11 protein-coding genes are annotated in these 14996 nt (G+C 70.7%); 6 read left to right on the top strand and 5 right to left on the bottom strand.

Annotated features, from left to right (window positions below):
- Positions 1 to 41: 41 nt before the first annotated feature.
- Positions 42 to 1790, top strand: coding sequence for an ABC transporter ATP-binding protein (locus tag AWC02_RS09190; protein ID WP_085128458.1), 1749 nt, complete (start codon positions 42 to 44; stop codon positions 1788 to 1790).
- Complete coding sequence (locus AWC02_RS09185; RefSeq protein ID WP_085128457.1) at positions 1787 to 3688, top strand: ABC transporter ATP-binding protein; 1902 nt, start codon at positions 1787 to 1789, stop codon at positions 3686 to 3688. The genes AWC02_RS09190 and AWC02_RS09185 overlap by 4 nt, the downstream gene beginning before the upstream one ends.
- Positions 3689 to 3694: 6 nt before the next feature.
- Here AWC02_RS09185 and AWC02_RS09180 read toward each other — a convergent pair whose 3' ends face one another.
- The 3 genes from AWC02_RS09180 to AWC02_RS09170 all read right to left on the bottom strand — a co-directional run bounded on the left by AWC02_RS09180 (position 3695) and on the right by AWC02_RS09170 (position 7526).
- Positions 3695 to 5059 (bottom strand): HNH endonuclease signature motif containing protein, encoded by a 1365-nt coding sequence (locus tag AWC02_RS09180; RefSeq protein WP_085128456.1) that lies wholly within the window; start codon positions 5057 to 5059, stop codon positions 3695 to 3697.
- A gap of 276 nt (positions 5060 to 5335) precedes the next feature.
- Positions 5336 to 6319: an Acg family FMN-binding oxidoreductase gene (locus AWC02_RS09175; RefSeq protein ID WP_085128455.1), complete on the bottom strand. Its 984-nt coding sequence runs from the start codon at positions 6317 to 6319 to the stop codon at positions 5336 to 5338.
- A gap of 94 nt (positions 6320 to 6413) precedes the next feature.
- Positions 6414 to 7526, bottom strand: coding sequence for an adenylate/guanylate cyclase domain-containing protein (locus AWC02_RS09170; protein ID WP_085128454.1), 1113 nt, complete (start codon positions 7524 to 7526; stop codon positions 6414 to 6416).
- A gap of 32 nt (positions 7527 to 7558) precedes the next feature.
- Between AWC02_RS09170 and AWC02_RS09165 the strand changes: the two genes are divergently transcribed.
- The 4 genes from AWC02_RS09165 to AWC02_RS22855 all read left to right on the top strand — a co-directional run bounded on the left by AWC02_RS09165 (position 7559) and on the right by AWC02_RS22855 (position 13108).
- A complete protein-coding gene (locus AWC02_RS09165; RefSeq protein ID WP_085128453.1) occupies positions 7559 to 8713 on the top strand; it encodes a MalY/PatB family protein in 1155 nt (384 codons plus the stop codon).
- A gap of 18 nt (positions 8714 to 8731) precedes the next feature.
- Positions 8732 to 9169 carry an HIT family protein gene (locus tag AWC02_RS09160; RefSeq protein WP_085128529.1) on the top strand — a complete coding sequence of 146 codons (438 nt, stop codon included), beginning with the start codon at positions 8732 to 8734 and terminating at the stop codon, positions 9167 to 9169.
- Positions 9170 to 9173: 4 nt separating this feature from the next.
- Positions 9174 to 9629: a nitroreductase family deazaflavin-dependent oxidoreductase gene (locus tag AWC02_RS09155; RefSeq protein ID WP_085128530.1), complete on the top strand. Its 456-nt coding sequence runs from the start codon at positions 9174 to 9176 to the stop codon at positions 9627 to 9629.
- Between the two features lie 140 nt (positions 9630 to 9769).
- Positions 9770 to 13108 (top strand): PecA family PE domain-processing aspartic protease, encoded by a 3339-nt coding sequence (locus AWC02_RS22855; RefSeq protein WP_133055615.1) that lies wholly within the window; start codon positions 9770 to 9772, stop codon positions 13106 to 13108.
- A gap of 3 nt (positions 13109 to 13111) precedes the next feature.
- Here the strand turns inward: AWC02_RS22855 and AWC02_RS09140 are convergent, their stop codons facing one another.
- A complete protein-coding gene (locus tag AWC02_RS09140; RefSeq protein WP_085128452.1) occupies positions 13112 to 14152 on the bottom strand; it encodes an LLM class flavin-dependent oxidoreductase in 1041 nt (346 codons plus the stop codon).
- 21 nt (positions 14153 to 14173) lie between these two features.
- Entirely contained in the window at positions 14174 to 14992 is an 819-nt protein-coding gene (locus AWC02_RS09135; protein ID WP_085128451.1) for a uracil-DNA glycosylase, read from the bottom strand.
- Positions 14993 to 14996: the final 4 nt, after the last annotated feature.

Below are 14996 nucleotides of genomic sequence, written 5' to 3'. Positions count from 1 at the left end.
GCAGCAACACCGGCCACACGCGGGTGTGCGACAGTAACCCCATGCTTCTGGCGCTGCTGCGCTGCTACATCAGGCCCTACCGCCGGCCGATCGCGGCGGTGATGGCACTGCAACTGATCAGCACGCTGGCCTCGCTGTACCTGCCGACCCTCAACGCCACGATCATCGACGACGGCGTGGTCCGCGGTGACACCGCCGTCATCACCCGGCTGGGTGCGGTGATGCTGGGGGTCACCGGGTTGCAGATGCTGTGTGCCGTCGCCGCGGTCTACTTCGGGGCCCGTACCGGCGCCGGCTTCGGCCGCGATCTGCGCCGGGCGGTGTTCACCCGGGTGATCGGGTTCTCCGAACGCGAGACCAGCCGGTTCGGGACGCCGACCCTGCTGACCCGCACCACCAACGACGTCCGCCAGATCCAGCTGGTGGTGCAGCTGAGCGCCACCACGCTGGTCGCCGCCCCGATCATGAGCATCGGCGGGGTGATCATGGCGATTCACCAGGACGCCGGCCTGGCCTGGCTGCTGGCGGTGAGCGTGCCGGTGCTGGCGCTGGCCAATTACCTGATCGTCTCGCGGATGCTGCCGCTGTTCCGCCGCATGCAGATGCTGATCGACAACATCAACCGCGTGCTGCGCGACCAGCTCACCGGCATCCGGGTGATCCGCGCCTTCGCCCGCGAACCCGCCGAACGGCAGCGGTTCGCCCAGGCCAACACCGCCCTGTCGGAAGCCTCGCTGACGGTCGGCAACCTGCAGGTGCTGATGCTGCCGGTCACCACACTGATCATCAACACCTCCAGCGTCGCCCTGATCTGGTTCGGAGCCCTGCGCATCGACGCCGGCCAGATGCAGGTCGGCTCGCTCATCGCCTTCCTGTCCTATTTCATGCAGATCCTGATGGCCGTGCTGATGGCCACCATGGTGCTGGCGATCCTGCCCCGCGCCTCGGTCTGCGCCGAGCGGATCACCGAAGTGCTGTCCACCGAGCCGACCATCACCGCCCCGGAGACCCCGGTGGCCCCGGCGGCCGACACCGGCGAGATCCGGCTCGACGGCGTCGGCTACCGCTATCCCGGCGCCGATCGCTCGGTGCTGCACGACGTGTCGTTCACCGCGCTGCCCGGCACCACCACCGCGGTGGTCGGCTCCACCGGATCGGGCAAGTCGACCCTGGTGTCGCTGATCTGTCGGCTGCGTGACGTCACCGACGGCGCGGTGCGCATCGACGGCGTGGATGTGCGCGAGCGCGACCCCGAGGCCCTGTGGTCGGAGATCGGGCTGGTGCCCCAGCGCGGGCACCTGTTCTCCGGCACGGTCGCCGACAACCTGCGCTATGGCGCCCCGGCCGGGGCAACCGTCAGCGACGAGCAGATGTGGGCGGCGCTGCGGGTGGCCGCCGCCGACGACTTCGTGGCGGCCCACCGCGACGGTCTGGCGATGCCGGTGGCCCAGGGCGGGATCAATCTGTCCGGCGGGCAGCGTCAGCGGCTGGCGATCGCCCGGGCGGTGATCCGGCGCCCCCCGATCTACCTGTTCGACGACGCGTTCTCGGCACTGGACACCCGCACCGACGCCGCCGTGCGCACGGCGTTGCGTGAGGTGGCCGCCGAGGCGACGGTGATCATCGTGGCCCAGCGGATCTCGACCGTCATCGAGGCCGATCACGTGATCGTCATCGATGACGGCCGGGTGGTCGGTGCGGGCACTCACCACGAGCTGCTTGCCGACTGCCCGACCTACGCCGAGTTCGCCGAGTCGCAGACGGTGACCGCCGGGATCGGTGGCTCGTGACCACACCGGCAGCAGATCCCGCCGAGCGGGCCGGGGAGTTCTGGCCGACCGCGCTGCGCCTGGCCCGCCGGATGGGCCCGCAGCGCCGGCTGATCGCCGGAGTGATCGGGCTGTCGCTGGCCGGGATCAGCCTCGGCGTGGCCGGGCCGCGAATCCTCGGCCACGCCACCGACCTGGTGTTCAGCGGCATCCTCGGTCGCGGCCTGCCGGCCGGAATCACCAAGCAGCAGGCCGTCGCGGCCGCCCGCCAGCAGGGCCGGGACGCCTACGCCGAGATGCTGGACCGAATGAATGTGGTGCCCGGCGCCGGTGTCGACTTCGCCGCGGTGGCGCGCACCCTGGCGCTGGCCGTGGGCCTGTATCTGGTTGCGGCGCTGACGGTGTGGGCGCAGGCTCGGCTGCTCAACGTGATCCTGCAGCGCACCATGCGGACGCTGCGCCGCGATGTCGAGGACAAACTGCACCGGCTCCCGCTGCGCTACTTCGACACCCAGCGACGCGGGGAGTTGATGAGCCGGGTCACCAACGATGTGGACAACACCGCGACCTCGGTGTCGATGACGGTCAGTCAACTGTTCTCCTCGGTGCTGACCGTGCTGGTGGTGCTGGCGATGATGCTGTCCATCTCGCCGCTGCTGGCTGTGATCACCCTGGCGGGCGTGCCGGTGACACTGTTGGCGGTGCGGGCGATCACCCGGCGTTCGCAACGGCTCTACGCCGCGCAGTGGGCCGCAACCGGCCGGCTGGGCGCCCATCTGGAGGAGACCTACAGCGGCTTCACCCTGGTGCGGACCTTCGGGCATCGCGACTGGGCACAGCAGCGGTTCGACGAGTGCAACGACGCGTTGTACCGGGCCGGGTTCGGCGCCCAGTTCCTCTCCGGGCTGATCGCGCCGGTGACCGGGCTGATCGCCAACCTCGGCTACGTCGCGGTTGCCGTGATCGGCGGCTTCCAGGTGGCCACCGGGCAGATCACGCTGGGCAGCATCCAGGCGTTCATCGCCTATGTGCGCCAGTTCAACCAGCCGCTGGGCAACCTGGCCGCGCTGTTCAACGCCTTGCAGTCCGGGGCCGCCAGCGCCGAGCGGGTGTTCGCCTTCCTCGACGAACCCGAGGAGCCTCCTGCACCGCCGGTGCCGCTGTGGCCCCCCGGCTCCGAACCGCACGACGCGAGCCCGCGCGGCCGGGTGGAGTTCCGCGATGTCAGCTTCGGCTACCGGCCCGGCGTGCCGGTGATCGAGGACCTGTCACTGAGCGTGGCGCCCGGCAGCACGGTCGCGATCGTCGGCCCGACCGGCGCCGGCAAGACCACCCTGGTCAATCTGCTGATGCGGTTCTACGACGTGGACCGCGGCCAGATCCTCATCGATGGCGTGGACATCACCGCCGTGGATCGCTGCGCGCTGCGCTCGTCGATCGGAATGGTGCTGCAGGACACCTGGCTGTTCACCGGGACGATTGCCGACAACATCGGCTACGGGCGGCCCGGCGCCACCGACGAGGAGATCATCGAGGCGGCGCGGGCAGCGCATGTGGACCCGTTCGTCCGTGCCTTGCCGCATGGCTACCGCACCCGGGTCGACGACGACGGCGGGGCCATCAGCGCCGGCGAGAAGCAGTTGATCACGATCGCCCGGGCATTTCTGGCCCGGCCGCAACTGCTGATCCTCGACGAGGCCACCAGTTCGGTGGACACCCGCACCGAGCTGCTGATCCAGCGCGCGATGCGCGAACTTCGCCGGGGCCGCACCAGTTTCATCATCGCCCACCGACTCTCCACGATCCGGGACGCCGACCTGATCCTGGTGATGCAGTCCGGACGGATCGTCGAGCAGGGCACCCACGCCGAACTGCTCGCCCGGCGCGGCGCTTACTGGGCAATGGCCGAGCGCAGCTGAGCGGACTTACGGAACGTCGTCGTCGCCGTTGTGCTCCAGGAGTTTTTCGGGGTGGTGGTAGTGGTTGGTGCGGGGTTGGCCGTGATCGAGATGCGGTGGGGGCAGGGTCTGGGTGGTGCCGCTGGCGTTTTTGCGGGTTTTCCAGCCGTGGGCGGTGATCAGCCGGTGGTGGGGGCCGCAGCGCAGGGTGAGACCGTCGATGTCGGTGCGACCGGTGGTGGCGTAGTCGGTGTCGTGGTGGACTTCGCAGAGGTAGCCCGGCACGGGGCAGCCGGGGTGTGAGCAGCCGCGTTCTTTGGCGTGCAGCACGATGCGTTGCGCGGGGGTGGCCAGGCGTTTGGTGTGAAACAGCCCGAGTTCTTTGGCGCCTTGGTAGATGCGCAGGTAGTGGTGGGCGTGCGACGCCATGGCGATGACGTCGGACATGGGCAGCCAGCTGCCGCCGCCGGCGTGGGCTTTGCCGGTGCCGGATTCCAGGTCGGCCAGGGTGGTGGAGACGATCAGGGTGGCCGGTAATCCGTTGTGTTGGCCGAGTTCGCCGGAGGCCAGCAGGGCGCGACCCATGGCGGTCAGGGCGTCGTGGTTGCGCTGGGCGGCGCTGCGGGTGTCGGCGTCGATGGCGGCTTGACTGGGGGTTCCTGCGGTGCAGGCGGTCGCATCGGCGGGATTGCACATGCCCGGTGCGGCCCAGCGAGCCAGGACGGCATCCAGGGTGGCGCGGGCCTGGGGGTCGAGGTGGCCTTTGATCGGGGTCATGCCGTCGCGGCCCTGGGGCCCCAGGGTCAGGCCGCGGCGTCTGGCGCGGTCGTCCTCGGTGTGGTTGCCGTCGGGGTGCAGGTAGTCGGCGAGGCGTTGGGCGAGTTTGGTCAGCTCCTCGGGCCGGTAGGCGGCGGCCAGCTCGGTGAGGTGGTGTTCGGCGTGGGTCCGTGTGCCCGCATCGATATCGCTGGGTAGGTAGTTGAAGAAGGCGCGGATCACTGCGATGTGGGCGGGGCCGATCTTTCCGGAGCGTTGCGCGGCTGACACCGCGGGCAGCACCGGTTCCAGCGGTTCGCCGGTGAGGCTGCGCCGGGTTCCGAGTTCGGCGGCTTCGGTGATGCGACGCCCGGCCTCACCGCGGCCGATGTGCAGTTCGTCGGCGAGCACCCAGCGGGGTTTGCCGCCGAGTTCGGCGGGCTCGGTGGCGGCCAGCCGGTTGACCATCGGGTGTTCCAGGGCGGGCAGCCGGCGCCGCAGCGCCTCGCAGCGCTGCAGCAGTGCCAGGCATTCCCGCGGTGTCAGGGCATCGAAGTCCAGATCCAGCGCCCGATCCAGGTCCGCAGAGAGCACGTCGAAGGCTTCGACGATCTCCTCGCGACTACTCGAACGCATGTTCTAATGCTAGCCCGCGCCCCCGACAACCCGCCCGCCATTCTCCACAACCAAAACCACAGTGACACACGTGAATACAGTGACAATCTGACAGGAAATCAGTCGCGGGCCAACCATTGCCCACCCCGATCAGACGGCGTAGATTCGACGGCGAAGCAGGCTCGGATATGACCGAATCCGAAGAGCTGGACTAGTGGGTGGAAGCCAGCCGCGCGGAAAGTGTAGACGCTCCCAAGTCAGTCCGGGCCTGCCCTAATGCCCGGGGCCTTCGCCCCGTCAGAGCTTCCGTTCCAACACGTCGCCCAGCGGACGTCGCGGCGTCGGCGCCGGGGGCGTCTCCAGTGCCGGCGCCGCACCGATGCGAACCAGTACCTGCGGCAGGTCGTCGTCGGCGCCGACCACTCCCGCAAGCATCGTCCGCGCAGCCGGGACCTCCGTCACGTGGGTTACCGGGCACGTCGCCAACCCGGCCATCGTGGCTTCCAGCAGCACCTGCGACAGCGCCTCGCCGCAGGCCAACGCGTCTTCCGGTTCGTCGCCGGCGGTTGACAGCAGCACGATCCTGGACTGGTCCTCGCCGACCTGAAGACGGCGCTCCCGGTTGTGGGTGACCGGGAACGCCCGGCCGACGTCCACCCGGTCACTTTCAGCTGCCGATACCAGCGCACTCTGCGGAATACCGTCCGAAACCTCGAACGGTGCTGTCCACCAACCAAGTTCGGCGTGATACGCCGAGTCGTAGAGCCGCAGCGCCTCGGTGAGCTCAGAGGCCTCGGCAAGCGTGGCGCGCGCCTCGGCGTCCAGGACGTACAACCGCACAGGGGCGCTCACCGTGTCGTGCAGCACCGTCTCGAAAGGTTCCCAGTTGCCCGGCTCCAAGAACGGCAGCCGATCGGTACGGCGAGCCAGAATCGCGCCGGAGCGATAGCGATCCAGATCGGTGACCGGGCCGGTGGCAGCGGTGAAGCCTACCGAGGCCAGGTGTTCCGGCTGCGCGGCATCGGGGAACCGCTCGATCTCGGCAGTCCAGCCGGCCGCGGCCATGGCGACCCGCAAGTGGTCGAGCACGGCGCCGCAGCTGATCAGCGCCTCGCGTGCCGACTGGTCGCCGTGCACGGCACGGTTGGGGTCCAGGTACAGATCCAGGCGCCCCGCCTGGGCAACCCATCGCCACGGTTGGCTGTTGTGCAGCGACGGCGCCCGGCACGCCAGCCGCACCGCCTCGGTCAGGACATCGGAGTCCACCGACGTGTTCAGCATCAGCCACCTCCCACAAGATCTGCCGCTTCCAGGCTCTCAGCCCGGCCCGGACCGCGCCAGGGGCCGTTGGTCCCCGGTGTGACGGCGCCGCCGGTCAGTGTTCGGTGTTGCTGCGCACCCGAAATAGATTCACCTGGCCGTTGATGCCCTTCAGACGGCGCCCGCCGGCGAACGACCACCGGAAGTCCTCGGAGTCGCCCAGCGCGACCCGAACCGGCTCGGCCACCAACACCGTCCCCGGCCGGGCCACCCCGGTGATTCGGCTGGCGGTGTTCACCGGGCTGCCGAACCAGTCCCCGACCCTGCTCACCGCCTCTCCGGAGGCGATTCCGGCCCGAAGCCGCGGCAGGGTGTCGTCGGCCTGAGCTTCCTCGACCAGCCGCAACACCGCCTCGACCAGCGGCGCCGGCTCGGGACAGACGAACATCACCGCGTCGCCGATGGTCTTGATGAACCGCACCGGCGGAACGGCGATCTCGCGTCCCAGCACGGCCAGCCGCTCGGCAAGCTCCACCAGTTCCTCGGGCGGAACCATCTCCCCGAGCCGGGTGAACCCGACCAGGTCGGCGAATGCCACGGTGATCTGCCGGGCCCCCGGCAGCGGGGTGCCCGCCACCCGCTCACCGGCGGTGATCACGTCGATGTCGAGCTGATGACGCAGCTGCATCATCAGCATGTCTTCGACGAACGCGCCCAGCATCGGCGCCAGCCGTCCCACCAGATCGCGGGACCGCTGCGCCACCTGCAGTTCGGTGACCCCCGGTTCGCCGATGGCCGACATCACCGTGAAGCGCATGAATTCCGCCGTGTGCGCCAGGCCGTCGGCCAGTACGCGAGCCGTTTGCAGGGCCTGCTCGGCGTCGATACCGGCCTCGATGAAACGGCGCGCGTGCACGGCGATGCTGGCGTCGGCACTCATCTGCACCGGGGCATCCGGATCGTCCATCCACGGCAGTCCGACCGCCCGCTGCAAGCGCTGCAACTGCTCGAGGGTGATCCCACTGGACTCACTGATCTGGCGAGCCGAGACGTAAGTGCCGTCATCACCGATCAGCCGCCGCGATGCCAGCAACATCGGCGAGACACTCGCCCGGATCTCTTCGGCGGTGATGCCCTGTCCCAACAGCCATTCGATCAGCTCGGCACGCTCGGCCCGCGCGGCGCCCTCCAGCCCCTCCAGTAACTCCTCGATCACAGGATCAACCACGTGGCAAACGTATCTCGCGGCAGACTGTCGGGGTGGCTGAAGTCTTCGACGCGTTGACCCCCGACCGGCTCCGAGCACGCAACACCATCAAGTGGAACCACTTCCCTCCCGACGTGCTGCCGCTGTGGATCGCCGAGATGGACTTCCCCACGGCACCCGCGGTGCTCGACGGGCTGCGCGCCTGCATCGCCGACGAGGAGTTCGGCTATCCGGTGCTGAACTCCGACACCCTGCCGGTGGCTCTCACGCAGTGGTGCCGGCACCGCTACGGCTGGGACGCCCGGCCGGAATGGGTGCGCGTGGTGCCCGATGTCCTCAAAGGAATGGAAGTGGTCATCGAGTTCCTCACCCGACCGCAGAGCCCGGTGGTGCTGCCGGTCCCGGCCTACATGCCGTTCTTCGACCTGCTGACCGTCACCGGACGCCAGCGAGTGGAAATCCCCATGCACCAGCAGGCTTCGGGGCGTTATGTGATGGACATGGAGGCCCTGGACGCGGCGTTCGCCGCCGGAGCGGGGTCGCTGATCCTGTGCAACCCGAACAACCCGCTGGGCACCGCCTTCACCGCCGCCGAACTCAGCGCCATCGTCGAGGTTGCCGCGCGCCACGGTGCCCGGGTGATCGCCGACGAGATACACGCCCCGCTGGTCTACGACCGCCCCCATGTCGCCGCCGCCTCGGTGTCGGCCACCGCCGCAGACACGGTCATCACGCTGATGTCGGCCTCCAAAGGCTGGAACCTGCCCGGCCTGATGTGCGCACAGGTGGTGCTGTCCAATCAACGCGACGCGGACGCCTGGGACCGGATCAACATGCTGAACACGATGGGCGCGGCCACCGTCGGCATCCGCGCCAACATCGCCGCCTACCAGCACGGCGGCGGATGGCTGGACGCCCTACTGGTGTATCTGCGAGCCAACCGCGATCACCTCAGCCGGGCGCTGCCCGCGGCGATACCCGGCCTGCGGGTCAGCCACCCGGAGGCGACCTACCTGGCCTGGGTCGATTTCCGGGAACTGGGGCTGCCGGCCGAGCCGGCCGCGATCTTGCTGGCGGACGCGCGGGTGGCATTGAGCCCGGGCATCCCCTTCGGCGGCGGCCCGGGCTTCGCCCGGCTGAACTTCGCGACCACCCGAGCCATCCTGGACCGGGCGATCGAAGCGATGGCCGGTGCGCTGAAACGATGACGGGCTAACGTGGCCACCATGTCCTGCGTGTTCTGCGCCGTCGTCGCCGGGGACGCACCCGCGGTGCGCGTCTACGAAGACGACGAGTACCTGGCGTTCCTCGACATCCGGCCCTTCACCCGCGGCCACACCCTGGTAGTCCCCAAGCAACACTTCGTGGATCTGACCGACACCCCGCCCGCCACCCTGGCCGGCATGCTCAAAGTCGGACAACGGATCGGCCAGGCCGCGCGGGCCTCCGGCCTGCACGCCGACGGAAACAATCTGGCGATCAACGACGGCCGGGCAGCCTTTCAGAGCGTCTTTCATATCCACCTGCATGTGGTGCCGCGCCGCAACGGCGACCGGCTGTCCTTCGCCAAAGGCCTGCTGATGCGCCGCGACAGCGACCGCGAGGGCACCGGGGCGATACTGAGAGCCGCACTGGCGAGCAGCGAGTCGGCGCAGTCAGACTGATGTGATGGACCATCTTCCCTGGATCGAAAAGGTGGGCGTCCGCGTCCTCGGCCTGCACGACCTGATCTACCGGCAAAGCCATGGCTGGATCGGCCATAAGCTGCCGGGCCTGCCGCCCAACCTCCTTCTGCACACCGTCGGCGCCAAGACGGGGAAGCCACGCACCACAACCCTTACCTACGCTCGCGACGGCGATGCGTATCTGATCGTCGCGTCGATGGGCGGCGCTCCCCGCTCCCCCGGCTGGTACCACAATCTCAAGGCCCACCCCGAGGTAGAGCTCAACATCGGGCCGAAACGTCTTCGGGCCACCGCCCAGCCGGTGCTGCCCGACGACCCGGACTACGCCCGGCTGTGGCGGATCGTCAACGCCAACAATGCCAATCGCTACGACGGCTACCAGCGCCGGACAAGCCGCCCGATACCCGTCGTGAAGCTCATCCCGGCATCCGCTGCTTAATCGCCCCTCTTTCCTCACGTAGACCGTTTTTCTCCTTTGCTCAGGTATCACTCAGCTAGTACGTTGAGGCGATGAGTGGTCAGGGCACGGCGCGAAAGTCAAAATCAGTCCGCCGGCGCCTGGTGGGCGCCGGAGCGGCAGTGGGGACTTTCCTGGGCTTCGGGCTGGCCCCGGTCGCCCCGTCGGCACACGCCGACGGCCTGGACTTCGACTGGCTGATCGACTGGTTCACCCCGGACACCGGGGTGGCTGCCGACACCACCACCGCATTCGATTCCGCGGACTGGTTCGACGAGCTGTTCTACGAACCGCTGCACGCATCGATGCAGGCCTGGATCACCAGCCCGTTCGGCGAACAGATCAACAACGGCATCAACCAGCTGCTGGGCGCCTACGTGATCGGCAACGGCCTGGACGGGACGGCGGAGAACCCCGACGGCGGCGCCGGCGGCCTCTGGTTCGGCGACGGCGGTGACGGCTTCGACCAGATCGAGGCGGGCCTGGTCGGCGGCAACGGCGGAGCGGCCGGCATGTTCGGCGACGGCGGGGCCGGCGGCGACGGTGGAGCCGGTGCCGACGGCGGCATCGGCGGCACCGGCGGATGGCTCATGGGCAACGGCGGCGCCGGCGGCGCGGGCGGTGCGGGCATCGACGACCTTGCCGGCGGCCTCGGCGGCGCCGGCGGCGACGCCATCGCCTGGCTGTTCGGCAACGGCGGCGCCGGCGGCGCGGGCGGCAACGGGGCTGCCGGCCTGGACGGGGCAGCGGGCTTGGGCGGTGGGACCGGCGGCGTGGGCGGCAACGGCGGCGCAGGCGGATTCAGCGCGGCACAGTACGGCGACGGCGGCCGCGGCGGAGCGGGCGGCAACGGCGGTTCGGGCGGAGCCGGCGGTGCCGGAACCACCGGGGCCGACGCCATCCTGGCGGGCGGTGCCGGCGGCAACGGCGGCGACGGAATGCAGGGCGGTAACGGCGGCGCAGGCGGGGCGGGTGGCGCAGGCGGCGTCGCGGCCCACGGCGTGGCGGGTCTGACGGGTGTGGGCGGAAACGGCGGAAACGGCGGAGCCGGCGGGACGCCCGGCGACGGCGGGGCCGGCGGCCACGGCGATGCGAGCAACCCGAACGGCGGCCGCGGCGGCGATGCCGGCGCTTACGGCGCCGGGGGCCTCGGGGGCGACGGCGGAGCGGGCTCGGTCCAGGGTGCTGCCGGCGCGAACGGCACGTTCTCGACCGTGCCCGCCGGCCACGGCGGTGCCGGGGGTAACGGCTTCAACGCCGTCACCGCGGGCGGCAACGGCGGAAACGGCGGCGACGGCGGGACCGGCAGCCTGCACGGCAACGGCGGCGCCGGCGGGACCGGCGGCAATGGCGCGACCGGGGCCGACGGCATCGCGGCGGTCAACGGCGGCAACGCCGGACACGGCGGTAACGGCGGCGCCGGCGGCGCCGGCGGAAACTCCCTCGGCGACGGCCACGGCGGCGCCGGTGGCGCCGGTGGCCAGGCCGGCGACGGCGGCCGAGGCCTGGACCAGGTGTACCTGCCCCCGAGCGCCACGTTGCCCGGTAGCGGCGGGAACGGCGGAACCGGTGGCGCCGGCGGTGCCGGCGGCTCCAGCGTCAGCGCCCACGGCGAGGGCACCGGCAACGGCGGCGCGGGCGGTGCGGGCGGCGCCGGCGGAAACGGCGGCGGCAACGGCATCGCCAAGCTGGACGTGGCCAACAACGTGCAATACGGCAGCGGCGGAGACGGCGGCGTCGGTGGCGCCGGCGGGAACGGCGGGCTCGGAGACACCGGGGCGTTCGGCGGAGGCGACGGCTACCACGGCGGCAACGGCGGGGCCGGCGGCAGCGGCGGAGCGGGCGGGTCGGCCTACGTCGGCAACCCGGCGATCGGCGAACACGGCAGATTCGGCACCAACGGCAACGGCGGTGACGGGGGTGCCGGCGGCAGCGGCGGTGGCGGTGGTGCCGGCGGCGCGGGGAACGACAGCGCCGGCGGGACGGGCGGCAACGGGGGCAACGGTGGGGCGGCCGGTGACGGCGGCTCGCCCGGTTCGGGGCTCTACGCCCAACCCGGGATCAACCGCGCGCCGGTGGGTATCGGCGGCGAGGGCGGCGCCGGCGGATCCGCGGGATCTGGCGGGTCCGGCGGGGTCGGCGACATCGGATTCGACGGCGGCACCGGCGGGAACGGCGGCCTCGGCGGTCTCGGCGGCAACGGCGGCAGCGCCGTCGGCACCTACTACGCACAGGGTTCCAGCGGCGGCAATGGTGGCGCGGGCGGATCCGGTGGCGATGCCGGTGAAGGTGGCGCCGGTGGCGGTACCGGCAATGCCGGATCGGGCGGCAACGCCGGCGCGGGCGGCCGCGGCGGCGACGGGGGCAACGGCGGCGAATCCACTCTGACCGGCACGAACGTCCATGGCGGGGCGGCCGGTGACGGCGGCGACGGCGGGGCTGCTGGAGCGGTGGCGGCCGGCGGGGCCGGCGCCCGTGGTGGCGACGGCGGCGACGGCGGCGACGGCGGCCTGGGCGGGGCGGTCGGCAGCAATGGCGCCAACGGCGCCGGAGGCGACGGCGGCGCGGGGTCCGGCGGTGCGGCTGCCGGCGAGCGGGGCGGCCCGGACGGCCCGGTCAACGTCGCGATTCCGCTGTATCTGCAAAGCGGTGGCATCAGCCCGATCGTCTACATCTCGATCAACGGCGGGCCCCCGGTGCCCGTCCAGATCGACACCGGCTCCACCGGCCTGACGATCCTGAACAGCGCCGTCAGCGGCAACATCGGCGACGTGAAGCTGGCCGGCAGTGCCAGCTACGCCGGCCTCGGCGGGGCCAGCTACGGCTACCAGACCTACAGCACCACGGTCGGGTTCTGCGACAAGGTGGGCGACTGCCCGGATGAGCTGATCACCCAGCCCACCGGCGTCAACGTGGTGACCTCCGGGTCGAACGCACTGATGACGCAGTACTTCAACCAGTACGGCATCGTGGGCGTGCTGGGCATCGGCCCCAACAACGGCTACGCGGGAACCTCGACCATCATCTCGGCGCTGCCCGGCTCGCTCAACCAGGGCGTGCTCATCGACGAGCAGACCGGCCAGGTGATCTTCGGCCCGAACCCGCTGACGCCCGAGATCGCGGTTTCCGGCTCGCCCTACGTCGACACCATGGTGTCCATCAACGGCGGTCCGCCGGTGGCCATCTCGACTTCGATCGACTCGGGCGGCATGTACGGCAGCATCCCGCAGTCGCTGGTCCCCATCCTCGGCGTCGGTTCGCAGGTGCCGGCGGGCACCGTGATCTCGGTGTACACCTCCGACGGCGAGACGCTGCTGTACTCCTACACCACCTCGGCCGGCACCGGGCCGTGGGTCACCTCCGGTGGCGCGGCCAACAGCGGCTACTACCCGTTCTCGGTGAACCCCGTCTACATCGATTACCGGCCAAGCGGATACGGGATGACGATCATCAGCCGCTGAGGCTTACAGCAGCTCCTTGGCCAGCAGCTCGCAGGTGCGTTCCCGGCCGGGAGCAGTGGCCGGGTCGGTGCCGAGATGCGCCGAGGCGACCGGGTTGATCATCACCTCGTCGACGCCGAACCGGTCGGCCAGCGCCCGGACCTGTTCGGCTGCCTCGTCCGGGGCACCGACGACAGCACGCCGCAGACCACTGTCGATGATGCGTTGTTCGGCGTCGGAGACCACCGCCGCCAGCGCGTCCTCGACCACATCAACCGGACCCAGCGGTCGCCCGGTCCGCAACCTGGCCATCATCTGCAGGTTCGGCAGCATCAAAGCCTCTGCCTCCGCGCGGGTGTCGGCAACGGCGGCGTTGACGGTCAGGAACGTCGTCGGGGCCGCGCACACCTCACTCGGGGTGAAGTTGGCCCGGTAGTACGCCAGCGCCTCCTCGGTGCCCTGGCCGGAGAAGTGGTGGGCGAAGACGTACGGCAGCCCTTTGGCCGCGGCGAGCCGGGCCGAATACATGCTGGAACCCAGCAGCCACAGTTGCGGCTCCCCGACGGCGGCCGGGGTGGCCTTGAGCAGATAGTCGCCGTCGCGCAGCTGGACCTGCACGCCGCGGCTGCTCATCATCGCCCGCACATGGTCGAGGTAGTCGGGGAAGTTCGCGACGTCCTCGTCGGGAGCGCCGCTCCGGTTGCCCCGCAACATGACCGAGGTGACCGGGTCCGAACCCGGCGCCCGGCCGATCCCCAAGTCGATGCGCCCCGGGGCGGCGGCCTCCAGCAGCGCGAACTGTTCGGCGACCGCCAGCGGGGCGTGGTTCGGCAGCATCACCCCACCCGAGCCCAGCCGCACCTGCGCCGTCTGCGCGGCGAGGTAGGCCAGCACCACCGGCGGGCTGGTCGCTCCCACCGACGGCATGTTGTGGTGCTCGGCCACCCAGTACCGGGTGAAGCCGAGGCGGTCGGCGGTCTGGGCCAACCGCACCGTGGCAGCCAGCGCGTCGGCGCTGGTCTGGTCGGAGCGGACCGGGATGAGGTCGAGAACGGAGAGTCGCACGCTCTTAGTCAACACCGGAAGTCAGCCGGATAGTCCCGCCAGCGCCGAGGCCTGGGCAAAGATGTCGTCCAGCATCGCCGGGGTCAGCCGGCCGGTGAACATGTTCTGCTGGCTGGGGTGATAGCAGCCCACCAGGTGCAACGCCGGACCCAGACCCACGACCACGCCGTGGCCGAACTTCGGCTTGGGCTTGGGCACGGGGTCGGCGGCAATACGCAGCGCGATCTGCCAGGCGAACCCGCCCAGAGCGACGATCACCCGTACCGACGGGGCGATCAACTGCCATTCGGCGTCGAGCCACGGTGCGCAGGTGTTGCGCTCGACGGTGCTGGGAGCGTTGTCCGGCGGAGCGCACCGCACCGGGGCGGTGATCCGGATGCCGTTGGCATGCAAGCCATCGGCAGCGTCGACGCTGGTCGGCTGGTTGACCAGTCCGGCACGGTAGAGCGCGGCGTACAACTGGTCGCCGGACCGGTCGCCGGTGAACATCCGGCCGGTGCGGTTGGCGCCGTTGGCCGCCGGAGCCAGCCCCACGATCACGATCTTGGGTTTGCGCGAGCCCCAGCCGGGCACCGGCCGGCCCCAATAGGGCTGGTCGGCAAAGGACTTCCGCTTGGTGACCGCCACGTGCTCGCGCCAGTCCACCAGCCGCGGGCAGGCCCGGCAGACGCTGACCAGCGCGTCGAGCTCGTCGATCGCCTCGGACTGACCAGCCAGCTCCACCACCTGCGCGGCGTCGGCCGCCGGCGGGGTGTGCGGGGTGGCCGGGTCGCCGGGCCAGCCGGTCCCGGGCGGCACCGGCGACTCGAACGGCTGCCCCGTGCGCGGGTGGTTGAGCATGCGT

This window comes from Mycolicibacter engbaekii (genome assembly GCF_002101585.1).
Classification (GTDB): domain Bacteria; phylum Actinomycetota; class Actinomycetes; order Mycobacteriales; family Mycobacteriaceae; genus Mycobacterium; species Mycobacterium engbaekii.
This window is presented reverse-complemented; position numbering and strand designations above follow the sequence as displayed.